This window comes from Comamonas faecalis (genome assembly GCF_039538025.1).
Classification (GTDB): domain Bacteria; phylum Pseudomonadota; class Gammaproteobacteria; order Burkholderiales; family Burkholderiaceae_C; genus Comamonas_C; species Comamonas_C faecalis.
Genome location: NZ_BAABBP010000030.1, coordinates 1 through 19,114 on the forward strand (window position 1 = coordinate 1; position 19,114 = coordinate 19,114).

A 19,114-nucleotide genomic window follows, 5' to 3' on the forward strand; every position below is an offset into this window, starting at 1 on the left:
GCAATCTCGTCAAAGGGGTTCATGCTCATCTTGACGTTGGCGATGTCCACGCCCGTGCCATCGCTCTTGACGCGCACTTTGACGTTGTAGTCGACCACGCGTTTGACGGGGACGAGGATTTTCATGGGTTCACCTTCCAAAAATTCACACTGAAAACAACGATCTCGGAATGACTATCGGGGAAAAACCCGGGAGCAGATGCGTCCAAATGGACGATGACCCCCGCGAGTGATTTCCCACAATGGGCTTCACAACCGCATCCACCCCCACACGAATATGGCCACCACTTCCTATGACGCGCTGCTGCAGCCCGGCAGCATCGGCACATTGCAACTGCGCAACCGCATCGCCCTGGCGCCCATGGGCGAGAACTTCGGCGGCACCGACGGCCACGCGACCGAGAAGACCCAGGCGTACTACGAGGCACGCGCACGTGGCGGCGCGGGCCTGATCATCCTGGGCACGACGGCCGTGTCCTGGCCCAGCGGCACCAGCGAGCCGCACCAGCTGGGTATCTCCAAGGACGAGTTCATCCCTACGCTGGCCGAGGTGGTGCGCCGCATCCACGCGCATGGCGCCAAGGCGGCGATACAGATCAACCACAGCGGCAAGGTGGCCGCCAACGACCGCGCGCATGGGCGCGAGATGTGGGTGCCTTCGGTGCCGCCGGAGCTGCCGCCCAACAAGGCCATGCTCATGATCACCAGGCAGGAGCTGTCGACCTTCGTCGGCGTCGGGCCGTACCCGGATCGCTACCGCGTGATGGACGAGGCCGACATGGCGCAGATGGTCGAGTGGTATGCCGCGGCGGCCGTGCGCGCCCAGCAGGCGGGCTTTGACGCGGTGGAGGTGCACTGCGCGCACAACTACATCATTGCCGGCTTTCTCTCGCCGTACTTCAACCAGCGCACCGATGGCTACGGCGGCAGCCATGCCAACCGCACGCGGCTGATGCGCGAGGTGTTGGCCGAGGTGCGCCGGCGCGTCGGCCCCGATTTTCCCGTCTGGGTGCGGCTGGATGCCGAGGAGATGCATACGCCCGGTGGCATCGAGCTGCAGGAGGCGCTGGAGAATGCGCGCATCTGCGAGTCGTTGGGCGTGGACGCGATCAGCGTCTCGGCCTATGCGCGCATGACCTGCGGCAGCGATTTCACCGATGCGCCGATTCCGCAGCAAAGCGGCGCCTACCTGGAGTACGCCCGGGCGTTCAAGCGCGCGGTCAAGCTGCCCGTCATCGTCGCCGGGCGCGTCGAGCCCGAGGTGGGCGATGCGTCGATCCGCGCCGGCGAGGTCGATTTCGTCGCAATGGGGCGCAAGCTGCTGGCCGACTCCGACCTGCCCAACAAGCTGCAGGCCGGCAAGCCGCAGGACGTGCGCCCCTGCATCTACTGCTACGCCTGCGTCAGCGAGATCTTCGTCAACCGCGGCATCAAGTGCGCGGTCAACGCGCAGACCGGCCATGAACACGAGGCACCCATCGTCCCGGCCGAGCAGCCCCGTCAGGTGCTGATCGTCGGCGGCGGGCCCGCGGGCATGGAGGCGGCGCGCGTGGCGGCGCTGCGCGGGCACCGGGTGACGCTGGTCGAGCGCAGCAACCGCCTGGGCGGCACGCTGTTCTTTGCCGGCCTGGCCTATCCAGAGAATGGCCGCCTGCTGGATTACCTGGTGCGCCAGATGCAGCACCCCAACATCACGGTGGAGCTGAATACGACGGCGGACGCGGCGCTGCTGGCGCGCGTGCGCCCCGACGCCATCCTGGTCGCGACAGGCGCCAAACGTGCGGCGCCCGCCATCGAGGGCGCTCAGCAAAACCACGTGTGGAGCGGCGACGAGCTGCGCCGCCTGATGACGGGCGACGGCGCCGACGAGATCGCACGGGCCAAGCTCGGCCTGGCCGAGCGCGCGCTGTTCAAGGCCGGCGGCATGCTGGGCGTGACCGACAGCGCGGCCGCGCTGCAAGGCCTGTCCAAGCTGTGGATGCCGCTGGGCAAGCGGGTCGTCGTCGTCGGCGGCGGCCTGGTGGGGCTGGAGCTGGCGGAGTTTCTGCTGGCGCGCGGGCGGCAGGTGACGGTGCTGGAGCCGGGAACCCACGCCGGCACCGAGCTGTCCATCGTGCGGCGCTGGCGCGTGGTCGAGGCGGTGCAGGCCCATGGCACGCTGCACCTGCAGGCGCAGGTGCAAAGCATTGGGCGCAAGCAGGTGCAATGGCTGGACAAAAAGGGACAGGCGCACAGCACCGATGCCGATTCCGTCGTGCTGGCGCTGGGCGCCGAGCCCGATGCCAGCGTGGCCGAGCAGCTGCAGGCGCTGACCGAGGTGCCGGTGCAGCGCCTGGGAGACAGCGAGACGCTGGGCTATATCGAGGGCGCGATGCACACCGGCCACCACGCCGGGCGTACCGTGTGACGGTCTCGCGCCGCGCGGTTTCCGATCTAGGGTTTTGGGCCCGTGTAGGGGTCCGCCTCGGGCCGATGGGCGCGCTGCGCCGGCGTTGATCGCGGCGCGGGCGTTTGCCGGCGGCTATCGGCCAGAGGGCTAGCCTCCTATTGATCCGGCCCCGTAATGTTTGAACCCGTCGCCCCGGCGAAAGCCGGGGCCCAGATACCCCCCACCAGCGTTGGCACTGGATTGCGGCTTTCGCCGCAATGACGAAACCTCAAAATTTCAAGGGGCCGGATCAATAGGAGCCTGCGCGGCAGAAGCGCGTCAGTCCTTGGTGCCCAGCCAGGCGACGCTGTTGAGGAAGATGCGCACCAGTTCCATCTGGCGGCGCACACCGGTCTTGGAGAAGATGGAGCGCAAGTGCGCCCGCGCAGTGTTGCGGCGGATGTTCAGCGCTTCGGCCGCCTCTTCGAGCGACATGCCGTTGGCCAGCTGGATGGCCAGCATGGTCTCGGCCGGCGTGAGCTGGAACAGCTGCTGCGCCAGCTTGACCGGCGGCTGGCTCTTGCTCTCGGAGTCGCGCACGAAGACCGCGACGGCCGGGCGCTGCTTGCCCTCGGTCCACTCGTCGGGCGAGATGCTTTGCACCACCACGCCCCAGGCCAGCTGCCCCGAGGGGCGGCCGACCGACAGGGCTTCGGTCAGCCCCACCTTCTGCTGCGTGCCGTCGTGGTGCAGCGCGTCCTTGATCATGCGTTGCAGCTTGCGGTTGTCGTTGGCGTAGGTGGCTTCGAGCTGATTGCCGGCGATGCGCAGCCCGTCGTGCTTGTCCAGGATGGACTGGGCCGCCTGGTTGGACTCGATGACGTTGCAGTCCCGGTCGAGCACAACGACGCCCACCAGAAGCTGCGCCATCGCACGGCTGTACAGCGAGAGCACCTTGCGATCCTGGTGCATCGCCAGGTGCAGGTTCAGCGCGCGCTTGATGTGCGGAATCAGGCGCCGGCCCAGGTCTTTGTCGGCGGCGGAAAACGGCGGCTCGTCCTCGCTGCGCGTGACGCGAAAGCCGTAGACCTCGCCTTCGCGCGTGCCGATGTCGGCGGCCATGACGTGGTACACGCCGTGCGGCGCGCACCAGTCGCGGTAGTAGTCCGAGGCGCGCCACTCGGCGTCGGAGATCACGTCGGCCGTGGTCACCAGGCGGTCGGGCTGCACACCGGTGAACGGGCTGACGTTGAGGTTGGGGGTGTACTGCTCCAGCGTGCGCCTGTCCTTGCTGACCGAGACGATCAGGCCCGCGTCTTCTGCGGTCACGGTGCGCACGATCAGCGAGACATAGTTGCCGTGCAGCTCGTCGCGAATGTGCTCCAGGCAGTCTTCCCAGCCTTCGGCGTTCAGCGCAGCCTCATACAGCTTGTCCAGGATCTGGCTGAACCGATCCAGGGTGATGGGGCTGTTGTCAGTGCCGGTGGACGGTGCGGGATCGGACATGGGCAGGGCAGAGAAGGGGAGGCGGTGGGGGCGCAAGTCTAACGGTTGGCTCCTGCTTGCGCCGCGAAATGATGCTTCAGGTTTACACCAGTTCGAATAGCCCTGCGGCACCCATGCCACCGCCGATGCACATGCTGACCACCGCGTAGCGCACGCCGCGGCGGCGCCCCTCCAGCAGTGCGTGGCCGACCAGGCGCGCGCCCGACATGCCGAACGGGTGGCCGATGGAGATGGCGCCGCCGTTGACGTTCAGGCGGTCATCGGGAATGCCCAGCTGGTCGCGGCAGTAGATCACCTGGCAGGCAAAGGCTTCGTTGATCTCCCACAGGCCGATGTCGGCCACAGTGAGGCCGTGGCGCGCCAGCAGCTTGGGGATGGCGAACACCGGGCCAATGCCCATCTCGTCGGCGCCGCAGCCGGCCACGGCCACGCCGCGGTAGGTGCCCAGCGGCGTGAGGCCGCGTTTTTGCGCCTCGGCGCGGCTCATCAGCACGCTGGCGCTGGCGCCGTCGGACAGCTGCGAGGCGTTGCCGGCGGTGATGAATTCGCCCTGGGGCACCCATTGGCCGTTCTTCCACACGGGCTTGAGGCTGGCCAGGCTTTCCAGCGTGGTGCTCGGGCGGTTGCCTTCGTCCTGGGTCAGGGTCACGTCTTCGCGGCCGGCTTCGTTGCCTTCCTTGTCGAACAAGAGCTTGCTCGTCGTGAGCGGCACGATCTCGTCGGCAAACAGGCCGGCGGCCTGGGCGGCGGCCACGCGCTGCTGGCTTTGCAACGAGTATTCGTCCTGCGCGGCGCGCGAGACCTTGTAGCGGCGGCTGACGATTTCGGCCGTCTCGATCATCTGGATGTAAGCCGTCGGCATGGCCTCCAGCACGGCCTTGGACTGCGCGCGGTAGCTGTTCTTGTGCTTGTTCTGCACCAGCGAAATCGATTCGAGGCCGCCGGCGACGGCCACGTCCATCTCGCCCGTCATGATGCCCTTGGCGGCCGTGGCAATGCTCATCAGGCCCGAGGCGCACATGCGGTCGATGGCCATGCCGCCCACGCTCTCGGGCAGGCCCGCGGTGTAGGTGCACAGGCGTCCCAGGTTGTAGCCCTGAGAACCCTGCTGCGCGGCAATGCCGAGGATGACGTCGTCCACGTCCTTGCCGTCCACGCCCGCCTTGGCGAGCGCTGCGCGGATCACGTGGCCGCCCAGCACGGGGGCCTCGGTGTCGTTGAAGGCGCCGCGGTAGGCCTTGCCGATGGGGGTGCGGGCGGTGGAGACGATGACTGCGTCTTGTGCGTTGTTGCTCATGAATGCATTCCTTCAAAAAAACAGGCGGCTGATGGTGTCCACCACGCAGCCGGGCTTGTCCGAACCTTCGATCTGCACGGTGACGCGCACCGTCACCTGCACGCCGTCGCCCTTGACGGGCTCGGCTGCCACCACCACGCCGTGGCCGCGCACGCGCGAACCCACCGGCACGGGGGAGGGAAAGCGCACCTTGTCGCAGCCGTAGTTCACGCCCATCTTCAGCCCCTGGTACTCGACCAGCTGGGGCAGAAACAGGTTGGCCAGCGACAGCGTGAGGTAGCCGTGCGCAATGGTCTTGCCGAACGGGCCGTCCTTGGCACGCTCGGGATCGACGTGGATCCACTGGTGGTCGCCCGTGGCGTCGGCAAAGGTGTTGATGCGATCCTGGGTGATGGCCAGCCAGTCGGTCGTGCCCAGATCCTGGCCGACGGCGGCCTGCACGGCGGCGGCAGAATTGAAAGCCTGCGCCATGGTTTACGCCCTTTGCGAGCTGACGGAGACCACTTCCCCCGTCATGTACGAGGTGTAGTCGCTGGCCAGCATGATCATCACGTTGGCCACTTCCCAGGGCTCGGCGCCGCGGCCGAAGGCTTCCTTGGCCGACAGCTCGTTGAGCAGTTCCTCGGATGCGGATTTTTTCAGGAAGGCGTGGATGGCGATCGACGGCGCGACGGCGTTGATGCGCACGCCGAACTCGGCCGCCTCCATCGCCGCGCAGCGCGTCAGCGCCATCACGCCGGCCTTGGCCGCGGCGTAATGCGCCTGCTCCACCTGCGCGCGCCAGCCCAGCACCGAGGCGTTGTTGACGATCACGCCCTTGCCGCGCGGCTGCATCACCTGCAGCGCGGCGCGCGTCATGCGGAACGTGCCGGTCAGCGTCACGTCGATGACCTTGTGCCATTCGTCGTCCGGCATGTCGATCAGGCGGCGGCTGGTGCCCAGGCCGGCGTTGTTGATCAGCACGTCGACGCCGCCGGTTTTTTCCTCGGCAAAGGCGATCAGCGCGTCGACCTGGGCCTGCTGGCTCACGTCGCACAGCTGGCCGTGGATGGCTTGCAGGCCGGTTTTTTCTTTCAGGGCGACGACGGCTTCGGTGAGGCGCCGCTCGTGCACGTCGGAGATGACCAGGGCGCGGCAGCCTTCCTCGGCGGCGCGCTGGGCGGCGGCAAAGCCAATGCCGGCGCCGGCGGCGGCCGTGACCAGAACGGACTTGCCGCGCAGCAGGCCGTGGGCGGGGACGTAATCGGGGGAGGGTTTCATGGGGCGGGGATCTCCAGATTGGGTTTTGTCCCTATGGTGTCGCCCCGGCGCGGGCGGCGCATCGTCCGCAAGGACGATGGGCTGTCTTTGGCTGTGCTGGCATGGCTGGCCGGTGCGAGGGCGTCGATGTTGCTGGCCCCCACCCCAGCCCTCCCCCAAAGGGGGAGGGAGAAACAGCCATCGCCGCCCCGGTATTACTCCTTCCCCCTTTGGGGGAAGGCAGGGATGGGGGCGGCCAGCACATCCCCGCCGTCAATCCCACCTCCTCAGCGCGGCATGCCCAGCGCCCGCTCGGCCATCAGGTTGAGCTGGATTTCGTTGCTGCCGGCATAAATCGTGTCGGCGCGGCTCGACAGCCAGATGTGGCGCAGGCCGTCGTGCAGCGGGTCACCGTCATCCATGTCCGCCGCCGGGCCCAGCACGTCCATGGCCAGCTCGCCCAGGTCGCGGCGCCAGTTGGACCAGGCGTATTTCGACACGCTGGCCGCGCGCGGGTCGGCCTGCTCGCCGCTGGTGCGCAGCGCGTGGCTGCGCAGGGTGTCCAGGCCCAGCGCGGCCTGGGCGATGCGCTGGCGCAAGAGCGGGTCACGCGCTGCGCCGTTGGCCTTTGCGGTGGTGATCACGTCCTGCAGCTCGGCGCGGAAATGCGCCTGCTGGCCCAGAGTGGACGCGCCGCGCTCGCAGCCCAGCAGGTACATGGCCACCTTCCAGCCCTCGCCCGGCGCGCCCAGGTGCAGGCTGGCTTCGGTGCGCGCACCGTCGAAGAACACTTCGTTGAATTCGCTGCCGCCGGTGATCTGGCGGATGGGGCGGATCTCCACGCCCGGTTGATCAAGCGGCACCAGCAGAAAAACCATGCCTTTGTGGCGCGGCTGGCCCGGCTGGCGTTCCTCGCAGCGCGCCAGCACAAAAATCCAGTTGGATTCATGCGCCCAGCTGGTCCAGACTTTTTGCCCGTCGATCATCCATTCGCCAGTGGCCGCGTCGCGCCGCGCGCGGGTGCGCACGCCGGCCAGGTCCGAGCCCGCGCCGGGTTCGGAATAGCCCTGGGCCCAGTAGTCGGTGCCGGCCAGCACGCCGGGCAGAAAGCGTTTTTTCTGCTCGGGCGTGCCCCAGGCCATCACGGTGGGTGCCAGCAGCGTCTCGCCGATGTGGCCGATGCGCCCCGGGCCGCCGCAGCGCACGTACTCTTCGTGGAAGATGATTTGCTGCGCCAGCGGCAGGTTGCGCCCGCCATGCTCTGTGGGCCAGCCCAGGCCGGTCCAGCCGCCACGGGCCAGCTCCTGCTCCCAGCGTTTGGCCAGCTGGGCGTCGTAGTGGGGCGAGCTCAGGCCTGCGGCGCCGCGCAGCGGGGCAAATTCGCCGCGCAGGTGTTCGTCCATCCAGGCGCGCACTTCGGCGCGAAAAGCTTGTTCTTGGGCGGTTTCATGCAGGTTCATGCGGCGGTCTCCTCGGTGTCGAGCAATTGGCGCGCGACCTGCTCGCGCCACCAGCGCAGCGATCCCAGGCGCTGGCTGCTGGCCTGGGCGCGGCGAAAGTACAGATGGGGGTCGTATTCCCAGGTAAAGCCCACGCCGCCGTGCAGCTGGATGGACTCGCGCGTGCAGTACAGCGCGGCCTCGGTCGCCTCGCTGATGGCGTGCGCCGCGGCGCGCAGCAGCACGCCGTCGGCCGGCTCGGTGTCGGCCAGGCAGGCGGCGCCGTAGACGGCCGAGCGGGCGGTCTCCACTGCTACCAGCATCTGGCCCACGCGGTGCTTGACGGCCTGGAAGCTGGCGATGGGTTTCTCGAACTGCTGGCGCTCCAGCGTGTAGGCCAGGGACAAGTCCAGCGCCTGCTGCGCCACGCCAACCTGCTCGGCAGCCAGTGCAATGGCGGCCACGCAGCGCGTGTGCGCAAGCAGTGCCTGCAGCGCCGGGCCGTGGGCGATGCGCTGGGTGGCGTCGAGCGCTACGTTTTCTGCGGTGACGGTGCCGTGCAGGCGCGTGGCGTCCACGGCGGGCTGCTGGGTAACGGTCAGGCCGAGTGCGTCGGCAGGCACGAGGAACAGGCCCCATTCGCCATCGGCCTGCAGCGCGGGCAGCAGCAACTGCTGCGCCACGGGAGCGGATCCGACCTGCGGCCACTGGCCTTGCAGCAGCCAGTGGTTGTTCTGTGGCGTCGCCTGGGCGCCGACGGTGGGCGCATCGGGTTCGGGCAGTGCCAGGGCAAAGCGCTGTTCACCGCTGGTCAAGGATTGCAGCGCGGCGTCCACCTGCGGCTGGCCCGCCAGCGCGCGCAGCGCCGTTGCGGCCAGGGCCACGCCGTCGAAGTAGGGCACGCAGGCCAGGCGGTGGCCCAGCTGTTCCTGCAACAGCGCCAGCTCGACCACGCCCAGGCCCAGGCCGCCCTGGTCCTCGGGGCTGTGGATGCCGCACCAGCCCAGCTCGGCCAGGCCTTGCCACAGGGCTTCGTTCCAGCCGCCGGGCTGGCTGCCCGCGCTGCGCACGCGCTCGCTGGTGCTGTGCGCGGCAAGGAATTCGGCGGCGCTGTCGACGATCAGGCGTTGTTCTTCGCTCAGGTTCAAATCCATGGCATGGCTCTGCTTTTTGCTCCTTCCCCCTTTTGGGGAAGGCAGGGGTGGGGGTTTCTTGCCTGGCGCAGGGGCTGTGCTTGCGTCGCTGGCCCCCACTCCAGCCCTCCCCCAAAGGGGGGGAGGGAGCTGAAAACCGGCTCAGGTGCCGTAGACTTTTTGCGGCTTCGGGCTCTGGGCGATCAGTTCGTCGACCACGGCGGTCAGTTCGGCGGGCTCCCAGCGCGCGCCCTTGTCGCGGATGGCGCCGGTGTGCCAGCCGTCGGCCACCGAGATTTCGCCGCCCTTGGCCTCGAAGCAGCGGCCGGTCACGTGGGCCGACAGCGGGCTGCCCAGCCAGACGACGATGGAGGCGACGTTCATCGGGTCCCAGGCGTCAAAGCCGTCGTCGGGTTTCTTGACCAGGTCGGGCATCGCGCCCTCGGTCATCGCGGTGCGCGCGGCCGGCGCCAGGCTGTTGGCGGTGATGCCGTAGCGCGCCAGTTCCGCCGCTTGCACCAGGGTCAGCCCGGCAATGCCGGCCTTGGCCGCTGCGTAGTTGCTCTGGCCGATGGAGCCCTGCAGGCCCGCGCCCGAGCTGGTGTTGATGATGCGTGCGTCCACCGCCTTGCCGGCCTTCTTCTGGTCGCGCCAGTAGCGGCCAAAGGTGTTGCCCATGCAGTAGTGGCCGCGCAGGTGCACGCGCATGACCATGTCCCAGTCTTCTTCCGAGAGGCTCAGGAACATGCGGTCGCGCAGCACGCCGGCGTTGTTGACGACGACGTGCACGTCGCCGAAGGCGGCCAGTGCGGCGTCGAGGATGGACTGCGCGCCGGCCAGCGAGGTGATGTCGCCGCCGTTGGCGATCGCCTGGCCGCCGGCGGCCTTGACCTCGTCGGCCACGGCCTGCGCGGCGTCCAGGCGGATGTCGTTGACGACGACGCTCGCGCCTTCTTGCGCAAACGCCAGCGCGTAGGCGCGGCCCAGGCCGGCGCCGGCGCCGGTGATGACGACGGTGCGGTTGGTGCAGATGGTCATGGGGGCTCCTTGGGTGCTTGAAATGAAGAGTGCTTGTTTTGCTCCTTCCCCCTTTGGGGGAAGGCGGGGATGGGGGCGGGGTGGGAGCGCCGGCATCTTGCCGGCATGGGCGCGCCGGCGTCGCCGGCCCCCACCCCAACCCTCCCCCAGAGGGGGAGGGAGGAAATCGGCCCTCCCCAGAGGGGGGATGGAAAGCCTTAGCGCAGCGCCGCCAGATCCGGCATGCGCTGCGCCCAGGGCATGGCTTGCTCTAGCTGCGCGGCCAGGGCCAGCAGGCGGTCTTCGCGGCCGTAGGGGGCGACGAAGTGGGCGCCGACGGGCAGGTTGTCCGCCGTCCAGTGCGCCGGCACCGACATGGCCGGGTGGCCGCTGATGTTGAACAGCGAGGTGAAGGCCGACGAGGCCATGGCCTGGCGGGCGTAGCTCTCGAAGGGCTGATCCAGCGTGAGCACGCCCAGCTTTTGCGCCGGCACGGCCGTCGTCGGCGTGAGGATGAGGTCGTAGTCGCCCAAAAAGGCGTCGATGATCTGGCCGGCCTTGTCAAAGCCCAGGCGCGCCTGGTAGAGCTGCTGCGCCGTGGCCTTTCTGGCCTGCTCAAGCGTGGCCCAGTCCAGCGGCTCCATCTCGTCTTCGCGCACCGCGCGGCCCAGCAGCTTTTCGCGCTGGCTCACGGTGTAGAGCATGCCCGCGCCCATGGCGGCGCCCATGCCGGCGTAGACCTCTTGCACCGGAAGCGCCGGCATTTTCTCTTCCAGGTGGTGGCCCATGCCGGCGCAGACGTGGGCGGCGCGCTCGAGCGCGGCCAGGCAGTCGGTGTGCACCGGCACGCCAAAGTAATTGCTGCGCCACACGGCAATGCGCAGCGGGCGCGGCGCCCGGGTGAGCGCGGCCAGGTAGCTGCCCGGCGCGGCCGGCGGCGGGCCGATGCGCGAGCCCGCCTCGGGGCCGGCGGTCAGGTCGAGCAGCAGGGCGCTGTCGCGCACGCTGCGGCTGATCACGTGGTTGACCGACAGGCCCGAGCCGTCGAGCACGTCGGGCCCGGCCGGCACGCGGCCGCGGCTGGGCTTCAAGCCAAACAGCCCGCAGTGCGCCGCCGGAATGCGAATCGAGCCGCCGCCGTCGCTGGCGTGCGCCACCGGCACGATGCCGGCGGCCACGGCCGCCGCCGTGCCGCCCGATGAGCCGCCGGTGGTGTGCGCCGTATTCCAGGGGTTGAGCGTGGCGCCGTACAGGCGCGATTCGGTCGTCGTCGTCATGCCGAATTCTGGCGACGCCGTCTTGCCAAAAATGTTGAGCCCAGCGCGCTGGTAGCGCTTGACCAGCGTGGTGCTGTGCGTGGCCACCGCGCCCTTGAAGAAGGCGCAGCCATTGGTCGTCACCGTGCCTTCGACGTACTGGCCCAGGTCTTTGATCAGAAACGGCAAGCCCCACAGCGGCGCCTTCTCCACAGCGGTCTTGCGCGCCTGGGCCGAGAGCGCCGACAACGCCTTGGCCTGCTGGCGCGCCAGGTCAAAGTCGCGGATGACGACGGCGTTGAGCTTGGGCAAGGCCTCGACGCGGGCAATCGCCGCGTCCAGGGCGTCCAGCGGGGTGACCTCGCCGCGGGCGATTTGCCGCGCCCAGGTGGTGGCGTCGGGCGGCGCGACTCCATGGCTTGCGTTGGCCGCCGCGCCCTGGGCCTGGGCGGGCAGGGCGGCCGCTGCCGCGCCGGCAGCAGCGCCCTGCAGGAAAAGCCGGCGCTTGGGGTCTTGGGCGCTGCGGGGCATGGTGTGTCTCCTTGGTGTTGTTTCTACAGACGCTCGATGATGGTGACGTTGGCCTGGCCGCCGCCCTCGCACATGGTCTGCAGGCCGTAGCGCCCGCCGGTGCGCTCCAGCTCGTGCAGCAGCGTGGTCATCAGCTTGGCGCCGGTGGCGCCCAGCGGGTGGCCCAGCGCGATGGCGCCGCCGTTGACGTTGGTGCGCGCCGGGTCGTAGCCGGTCTCCTTCAGCCATGCCATGACGACCGAGGCAAAGGCCTCGTTGATCTCGACCAGGTCGATGTCGTTCATGCTCATGCCGGCCTTCTTCAGCGCGTAGGCGGTGGCCGGGATCGGCGCGGTCAGGTGCCAGATCGGGTCGTCGGCACGCACGCTGATGTGGTGGATGCGCGCGCGCGGCGTGAGGTTGTAGCGCTTGAGCGCGGCCTCGGAGACGACCAGCACAGCGGCGGCCGCGTCGCAGGTGGAGCTGGAGACGGCGGCGGTGATCTTGGGGTAGGTGGGGTCGACCGGGTCGAGCGTGGCCATCTTCTCCAGCGTGCTCAGGCGGGCGGTCTCGTCCATCTTGAAGTTGCCCCCTTCCAATGGATAAGGGACGATTTCGCGATCAAAGCGCCCTTCGGCAATCGCCTTCAAGGCCTTGTCGTGGCTGTTCTTGGCAAACACTTCCATGTCGGCGCGGCTGGCGCCCCAGTGGTCGGCAATGCGCTGCGCGGCGTAGAACTGGTTGACCGGCGCGTCGCCAAAGCGCGCCTGCCAGCATTTGCTTTCGGCAAACGGCGTGGTGAAGCCCAGCGGCTGGCCGGCCAGCATGGCCGACGAGATTGGAATGGCGCTCATGGTCTGCACGCCGCCGGCGAGCACCACGTCCTGCGTGCCGCTCATCACCGCCTGCGCGGCAAAGTGCACCGCCTGCTGGGAGCTGCCGCACTGGCGGTCGATGGTGGTGCCGGGCACGCAAAGCGGCATGCCGGCGGCCAGCCAGGAGGTGCGCGCGATGTCGCCGGCCAGCGGGCCGATGGTGTCGACGCAGCCGAAGATGACGTCGTCGTACTCGTCGGCCGGAACGGCGTTGCGCTCGACCAGTGCGCGGATGACGTGCGCGCCCAGGTCGGCTCCATGCACGTGGGCCAGCGACCCCTTGCGCTTGCCGGTGGGCGAGCGCAGGGCGTCGACGATATAGGCTTGGGGGGTGGCCATGGGGTGTCCTTGTCTGTCAATGGATGGGTGGGCGGCTTGCTCCTTCCCCCTTTGGGGGAAGGAGGGGATGGGGGCGGCTGTTGCGGTAAATGCCTTGTGTTGGTTGCATGCGTCGCTGGCCCCCACCCCAACCCTCCCCCAGAGGGGGAGGGGGCGAAAGCGGGGCGCGGCTCAGTGAAACGTCGCCCCCGCCCCCAGCGGCGCACCGTCGGTGAACAGGGCGGCGCCCAGGCGCTCTTGGTGAAAGGCGCGGTCGCCCCAGGCACCGTTGAGCGCCCAGGCGCGCTTCATGAACATCTGCAGGTCGACCTCCCAGGTGTAGCCCATGGCGCCGTGTACCTGGATGCCCTTGCGCGCGGCCAGCAGCGCGGCTTCGCCGCAGGCCAGCTTGGCGTGGGCCACGCGGGCGCTGGTGCTGGCGTCCTTCGTCGCCAGCGCGGCGGCGGCGCGGTAGAGCACGGGCTTGGCGAATTCGATGGCGGTGAACACGTCGGCCAGGTGGTGCTTGACCGCCTGGAAGGCGCCAATGGGCTTGCCGAACTGCTTGCGCTGGCCGGCGTAGTCCACCGTCAGGTCGAGCATGCGCTGGGACAGGCCGATGAGCTCGCCGGCGACGGCCAGCGCGCCGCGCTCGAGCGCTTCGTCCCACAGCGCCTGGCCGGTGGCGGCGTCGGCAATGCGCGTGGCGTCGCCCGGCTGCCACTGCACGGTGCTCAGGCGGCGCGAGGCGTCGATGCTGCGCTCGGTCTGCACCTGCACCTGGCTGGCGGGAACGGCGTGCACCTCAAGCCCTTGGGGCGTGGCGTGGGGCAGCAGCAGCAGGTCGGCCAGGTGGGCGTCGGCCACCCAGGGGTTGACCGGATGGCCCACGGCGATGCGCGCGCTGCCGTCGACGATGCGCGGCAGCCAGGCGGCGCGCGCGGCGTGGCCGGCGGGCAGGGTGGCCAGCAGGCCGGCAGCAATGTAGGCGGTGTCGATCAGCGAGTCGGGAATGGCGTAGTAGCCGAGTTCCTGCGTCATCAGCGACCAGTCGACGTCGCCCAGGCCCAGGCCGCCTTCTTCCTCGGGCACGGACAGGGCGGTGAGGCCTTGCTCGGCAATTTTCTTGCGCAGCGCGGGGCTGCGGCCGCTGTCGGTGTCCCAGACTTCGCGCAGCATCTCGGGCGGCGCCTCGGTCATCAAAAAGCGGCTGACCGAGTCGCGAAACGCCGTCTGGTCTTGGGTGAAGGTGAACTCCATGGTGGTTCTCCGGATATCAGTGATTCTTGGGGCTCAGCGGCTGAAACTGGCGCAACCCAGGTCAGGGCATCCGCGCAAGGGCAGCCCCGCCGCGCTGGATGCGTCCCCCTTCCCGCGCCGCGCAGCGGCGCGAGAGAAGGGGGAAGGCGCGAAGCGACTCAGGGGGTTGTTCATGCTTTGGGCATGCCGAGCACGCGCTCGGCAATGATGTTGCGCTGGATCTCGTTGCTGCCGGCGTAGATGGGGCCGGCCTGGGCGAACAGGAAGCCTTCCAGCCATTCGTGCACCTCGGCGTCGTCGACCAGCTCGGCGCGCGCGCCCAGGATGCGCATGGCCGTCTCGTGCAGCAGCAAGTCGAGCTCGGACCAGAAGATTTTGTTGGTGCTGGCCTCGGCGCCAATGGTGGCGCCCTGGGCCAGCTTGCCCACCGTGTGGTAGGAGGCCAGCGTGTAGGCCTCGGCGCCCATCCAGGCGCGGGTCACCGCCTCGCGGATGCTCGGGTCGCGGTCGCAGGCGCTTTGGTGCTTGCGGTACAGCTGCACCAGTTTTTGCGCCGTGCGCTGGTAGCGTGCCGGCGAGCGCAGCAGCAGGCCGCGCTCAAAACCGGCGGTGGCCATGGCCACGTGCCAGCCGCGGCCCTCGTCGCCCAGGCGGTTGGCCACGGGCACGCGCACGTCGTCAAAAAAGATTTCGGCAAACGCCTCTTTACCGTTGAGCGCGCGGATCGGGCGCACGGTAATGCCCGGCGCGTCCAGCGGCACCAGCAGATAGGTCAGGCCGTGGTGGCGCGAGGACTGCGGGTCGCTCCTGAACAGGCCGAACAGCCAGTTGGCGAACACCGCGCGCGTGGACCAGATCTTCTGGCCGTTGACCACGTAGTGGTCGCCGTCGCGGATGGCGCGGCTGCTGATGGCGGCCATGTCCGAGCCGGCGTTGGGCTCGCTCCAGCCCTGCGCCCACATGTCGTCGCAGCGTGCCGTGCTGGGCAGAAAGCGCGCCTTTTGCTCGGGCGTGCCAAATTCCATCAGCGTCGGGCCCAGCAGCAAGATGCCGTTCTGGTTGACGCGCTGGGGCGCGTCGTGGGCCCAGTATTCCTCTTCAAAGATCAGCCACTCGACCAGGTCGCTGCCACGTCCGCCCAGCGCCTTGGGCCAGGTGATGCTGCTCAGGCCCGCGTCGGCCAGCGTGGCCTCCCACTGGCGGTGCTGCTCGAAGCCCTCGCGCGTGTCGTAGCTGGCAAAGGGCGCTTTGGGGACGTTGGTGGCGAGCCAGTCGCGCACCTCGGCGCGAAAAGCCTGCTGGGCGGGCGTGTAGCGTAGTTCCATGGTGGCTGTGTCCTTGGAGGCGATTTCAGAATTTGGCGTCGCGCTTGTTGACGAAGGCGTCGCGCGTCTCGGCGGAGTCCGGGCTCATGTAGGCCTGCAGCGTAAAGCCTTGCTCCCAGCGGTATTTGTCCTCCAGGTTGCCGTCCTCGATGCCGTTGAGCGCCTCCTTGGCGATGCGGATCATGGCGGGGCTCTTGGCAGCGATCTTGGCGGCGATCTCAAGCGCGGTGTCCCGCAGCGCGTCGCGCGGCACGACGCGCTCGATCGCGCCCAGGCGCAGCGCCTCGGCCGCGCCGATCATCTCGCCGGTGAAGAACAGGTAGCGCGTCTTCTGCACGCCGAACATGCGCTGCAGGTGGGCCGCGCCGCCCATGGCGCCGCGGTCGACCTCGGGCAGGCCGAAGGTGGCGTCCTCGGCGGCGATCACGATGTCGGCCGCGCCGCAGATGCCGATGCCCCCGCCCAGCACGAAGCCGTGCACCGCGGCGATCACCGGCACCCGGTTGCGGTGCACCGCCTTGAAGGTGGCGTAGTTGCCCGCGTTGACGCTGACGATGAGCTTGTCGTTGGCCGCCAGCTCCTTGATGTCGACGCCGGCGCAAAAGCCGCGGTTCTCGGCGCGGATGACGATCACGCGCACTTCGGGGCGCTGGCCGGTGGCCTCGATCTCGGCGGCCAGGCCGTTCCAGCCGGCGGCGTTCAGGGCGTTGACCGGCGCGCGGTCGATCACGATCTCGGCGACGCCGTTGTCGTGGATCTTGGTGAAAAACTGTTGTTCGCTCATGGCTGGATCGCGTTGGTTCGTACGGTTGTGAGCGCCTGCAGGCGCTCTTGTGCCTGCGCGGCAATGCCGCGGATGACTTGCTCGCATGAGTCGAGGCGGCCAATCAGCGCGGCCACCTGGCCGGCGGACATCACGCCCTCGGCGGGCTTGCCGTCGACCATGGAGCGCTGCAGCAGCATGGGGGCGTTGGCCGCCATCACGGTCTGCGCGACGCTGGCCGGGTCTTCGCGCAGCGCCTGCCACAGCACCGACAGGGCGTGGCCGGTGGTCATGCCGGTCTGCGCCTTCCACTGCAGCGCCAGCGACAGCGCGATGCGCACGCGCTTGAAGGGCGAGGCCTTCTCCAGCATCGCCAGGTATTCGTTGGGAATCATGCGCTGGGGCATGCCGTCGACCAGGTGAGAGATGCGGATCTTCTCGGCGTCCTTGGCCGCCAGGTAGCGCGCCAGCGTCTCTTGCGGCACGCCCGAGTCGCTGGTCATCAAAAACCGCGTGCCCATGGCAATGCCCTGCGCGCCAAAGGCCAGCGCCGACAGCAGGCCGCGCCCGTCGTAGAAGCCGCCGGCGGCCACCACCGGCACGTCGACAGCGTCGACCACCTGGGGCAGCAGCACCGTGGTGGGGACGCTTCCGGTGTGGCCGCCGCCCTCGCCACCCTGGATGGTGATGACGTTGGCGCCCATCTCGATGGCTTTTTGCGCATGCTTGAGCGCGCCCACCGTCGGCATGCAGACGATGCCTGCGTCGCGCAGGCGGCCAATCGTCTTCTTGTCCGGCCCGCGGCCGTAGCTGACGGCGCGGATCTTGTACTTGACCGCCAGGTCCAGCAGCTGCTGCGCGTTGGGCTGGAACATGTGGAAGTTCAGGCCGAACGGGCGGTCGTCGGTGAGCTTTTTGACGCGCAGGATCTCGGCCTCGATGCGGTCGGCGGCAATCGTGGCGCCGGCCAGGAAGCCGAAGCCCCCGGCGTTGGTCGTCGCCGCCACCAGGCTGGAGCCGGCGACCCAGCCCATCGCGGTCTGCACCACCGGGTATTCACAGCCCAGCAGGTCGCACAGCGGCGTGCGCAGGGCAGGGCGCGTGGCGGCGCTGGTGTTCATGCACCCTCTCCCTGCTTGTTGGCCTGCACCATGCTCTTGGCGTCGTGGCCGCCCAGTTGGCCGGCGCCCAGCACCTGGCTTTGCGCATGGGCGAAATGGTGATAGCCAAACGCCATGTCCATGGTGCTGCGCAGGCCCTGCAGCTCTTCGACGCGGTTGATGACGGTCTTGGTCAGCGACAGGCCCAGGCGCGGCTGGCTGGCGATTTTTGCCGCCCAGGCATAGGTGGCGGCCTCCAGCTCGTCGCGCGACACGACCTTGTTGACCATGCCCATCTGGTATGCGCGCTCGGCCGGCATGCGCTCGCCCAGGTACAAAAATTCCTTGGCAATGCGCGGGTTCAGCTCATGGGCGTGGGCAAAGTATTCGACGCCGGGAATGCCCATGCGCACCACCGGATCCTGGAAGAAGGCGTCGTCGCTGGCGACGATCAGGTCGCAGACCCAGGCCAGCATCAGCCCGCCGGCAATGCAGGCGCCCTGCACCATGGCAATGGTGGGCTTGGGCATGTCGTGCCAGCGCCGGCACATGCCCAGGTACACCTCTTGCTCGCGCGCATAGAGCTGCTCCGCGCCCGGCTTGTTGGTGTGGTCCCACCACAGGTGCTTGCGCTCAAAGCTCTTGTTGATGTCGCGCCCCGGCGTGCCGATGTCGTGGCCGGCGCTGAAGTGCTTGCCCATGCCGCGCAGCACGATGACCTTGACCGCGTCGTCGGCGATGGCGCGCTCGAACGCAGCGTCCAGCGCATAGGTCATCTGCGAGTTCTGCGCGTTGTTGAACGTGGGACGGTTCATCGTGACCGTGGCAATGCCGTCGGCCACGGCGTACAGCACGGGCTCCTGGGTTTCGTAGACGGACTTGTCCTCGCGTTGGACGAGGGCGTCGCCGGGGGCGGTGGTGCTCATGGTCTCAGGCCTTGATGACGCTGGCGCGCAGGTTGTGGGGGTCGAAGCGCTGGAGCAGCGCCAGCTGCTCGGCGCTGGGGTCGGCCGTGGTGGGGACATTCTCGGGAATGTGCAGCGCAAAGCCGGTCGCTTCCTGCACCTGGGCGACAGTCACGCCCGGGTGCAGCGACACCAGGCGCGCCTGGTGGTCGGGGCCGCCGAAGTCGAACACGCACAGGTTGGTGAAGATGCTGCGCACGTCGGCCACTTCATGGAGGCTCCAGCCGCGCGCCAGGCGCGCCGGGTTGTAGCCCACCGACGCGACCATGTCGACCTCGCCTTCGACAAACACCTTGGTGCTGTGGTTGGGCACGAAGAACGAGTTGGCGTGGCTGATGGAGTTGCCCGGAAAGCCGCGCACGCCCAGCATCATCGACTTCGGGCGGGCGTAGTCGCCGCCCACCATCGAGATGTTGCCCTGGCCGAAGCGGTCGACCTGGGTGGGGCCCACCATGGCGTGGCGCTTGCCACCCCAGACGTTGTCGAAGATGCGGGCAAAGCCCATGTGGCTTTCGCGCTTGATTTGGTAGTCGCCGCGCGGGCCGATGGGCACGGGCTCCTGCACGATCCAGGACTCGGAGTCGGTCATCATCAGGTCGGGGTTGACGCTGACCATGCACACCGAGGCGGCCAGGCGCGGCACGATGCCGATGCCAGTGGCCAGCACCTCGCCGTCGTCCTTCCAGACCTGGGCGGCAGCGCAGATGATGCGGTCCACCAGAGCAATTTCACTCATTTCGATTT

At 68.7% G+C, this 19,114-nt stretch carries 16 protein-coding genes and 1 pseudogene; 1 reads left to right on the forward strand and 16 read right to left on the reverse strand.

Going from position 1 to position 19,114, the window contains the following annotated elements:
• Positions 1–125, reverse strand: a pseudogene (locus tag ABD767_RS14045) (electron transfer flavoprotein subunit beta/FixA family protein); the annotation flags it as partial.
• A 151-nt stretch (positions 126–276) separates the two neighbouring features.
• On the opposite strand from ABD767_RS14045, the gene ABD767_RS14050 reads away from it, so the two are divergent.
• Positions 277–2,406 carry an oxidoreductase gene (locus ABD767_RS14050; protein WP_103044855.1) on the forward strand — a complete coding sequence of 710 codons (2,130 nt, stop codon included), beginning with the start codon at positions 277–279 and terminating at the stop codon, positions 2,404–2,406.
• A gap of 300 nt (positions 2,407–2,706) precedes the next feature.
• Here the strand turns inward: ABD767_RS14050 and ABD767_RS14055 are convergent, their stop codons facing one another.
• The 15 genes from ABD767_RS14055 to ABD767_RS14125 form a co-directional block, all read right to left on the reverse strand.
• On the reverse strand, positions 2,707–3,873 hold the full coding sequence (locus ABD767_RS14055; protein WP_103044856.1) for a LuxR C-terminal-related transcriptional regulator: 1,167 nt from the start codon (positions 3,871–3,873) through the stop codon (positions 2,707–2,709).
• An 82-nt stretch (positions 3,874–3,955) separates the two neighbouring features.
• Positions 3,956–5,170, reverse strand: coding sequence for an acetyl-CoA C-acyltransferase (locus ABD767_RS14060; RefSeq protein WP_103044857.1), 1,215 nt, complete (start codon positions 5,168–5,170; stop codon positions 3,956–3,958).
• Positions 5,171–5,182: 12 nt separating this feature from the next.
• Complete coding sequence (locus ABD767_RS14065; RefSeq protein WP_103044858.1) at positions 5,183–5,641, reverse strand: MaoC/PaaZ C-terminal domain-containing protein; 459 nt, start codon at positions 5,639–5,641, stop codon at positions 5,183–5,185.
• 3 nt (positions 5,642–5,644) lie between these two features.
• The gene (locus ABD767_RS14070; RefSeq protein ID WP_103044859.1) at positions 5,645–6,430 is read right to left on the reverse strand and encodes an SDR family oxidoreductase; all 786 of its coding nucleotides are present in this window, start codon (positions 6,428–6,430) and stop codon (positions 5,645–5,647) included.
• Positions 6,431–6,696: 266 nt separating this feature from the next.
• Complete coding sequence (locus ABD767_RS14075; protein ID WP_103044860.1) at positions 6,697–7,869, reverse strand: acyl-CoA dehydrogenase family protein; 1,173 nt, start codon at positions 7,867–7,869, stop codon at positions 6,697–6,699.
• Complete coding sequence (locus ABD767_RS14080; RefSeq protein WP_344869834.1) at positions 7,866–9,002, reverse strand: acyl-CoA dehydrogenase family protein; 1,137 nt, start codon at positions 9,000–9,002, stop codon at positions 7,866–7,868. Before ABD767_RS14080 ends, ABD767_RS14075 begins: the two co-directional genes overlap by 4 nt.
• Before the next feature lie 141 nt (positions 9,003–9,143).
• Positions 9,144–10,019 carry an SDR family oxidoreductase gene (locus tag ABD767_RS14085; protein ID WP_103044861.1) on the reverse strand — a complete coding sequence of 292 codons (876 nt, stop codon included), beginning with the start codon at positions 10,017–10,019 and terminating at the stop codon, positions 9,144–9,146.
• Between the two features lie 197 nt (positions 10,020–10,216).
• Positions 10,217–11,785, reverse strand: coding sequence for an amidase family protein (locus tag ABD767_RS14090; RefSeq protein ID WP_103044862.1), 1,569 nt, complete (start codon positions 11,783–11,785; stop codon positions 10,217–10,219).
• A 23-nt stretch (positions 11,786–11,808) separates the two neighbouring features.
• Positions 11,809–12,978: an acetyl-CoA C-acetyltransferase gene (locus ABD767_RS14095; RefSeq protein ID WP_103044863.1), complete on the reverse strand. Its 1,170-nt coding sequence runs from the start codon at positions 12,976–12,978 to the stop codon at positions 11,809–11,811.
• Positions 12,979–13,149: 171 nt separating this feature from the next.
• Complete coding sequence (locus tag ABD767_RS14100; RefSeq protein ID WP_103044864.1) at positions 13,150–14,217, reverse strand: acyl-CoA dehydrogenase family protein; 1,068 nt, start codon at positions 14,215–14,217, stop codon at positions 13,150–13,152.
• A 170-nt stretch (positions 14,218–14,387) separates the two neighbouring features.
• The gene (locus ABD767_RS14105) at positions 14,388–15,542 is read right to left on the reverse strand and encodes an acyl-CoA dehydrogenase family protein (RefSeq protein ID WP_103044865.1); all 1,155 of its coding nucleotides are present in this window, start codon (positions 15,540–15,542) and stop codon (positions 14,388–14,390) included.
• A gap of 25 nt (positions 15,543–15,567) precedes the next feature.
• Positions 15,568–16,326 carry an enoyl-CoA hydratase family protein gene (locus tag ABD767_RS14110; protein WP_103044866.1) on the reverse strand — a complete coding sequence of 253 codons (759 nt, stop codon included), beginning with the start codon at positions 16,324–16,326 and terminating at the stop codon, positions 15,568–15,570.
• Positions 16,323–17,426 carry a nitronate monooxygenase gene (locus ABD767_RS14115; protein WP_103044867.1) on the reverse strand — a complete coding sequence of 368 codons (1,104 nt, stop codon included), beginning with the start codon at positions 17,424–17,426 and terminating at the stop codon, positions 16,323–16,325. Before ABD767_RS14115 ends, ABD767_RS14110 begins: the two co-directional genes overlap by 4 nt.
• Positions 17,423–18,331, reverse strand: a complete 909-nt coding sequence (locus ABD767_RS14120; protein WP_103044868.1) for an enoyl-CoA hydratase — start codon at positions 18,329–18,331, stop codon at positions 17,423–17,425. The genes ABD767_RS14115 and ABD767_RS14120 overlap by 4 nt, the downstream gene beginning before the upstream one ends.
• Before the next feature lie 4 nt (positions 18,332–18,335).
• Entirely contained in the window at positions 18,336–19,106 is a 771-nt protein-coding gene (locus tag ABD767_RS14125; protein WP_103044869.1) for a ketoacid CoA transferase, read from the reverse strand.
• Between the last annotated feature and the right edge of the window lie 8 nt (positions 19,107–19,114).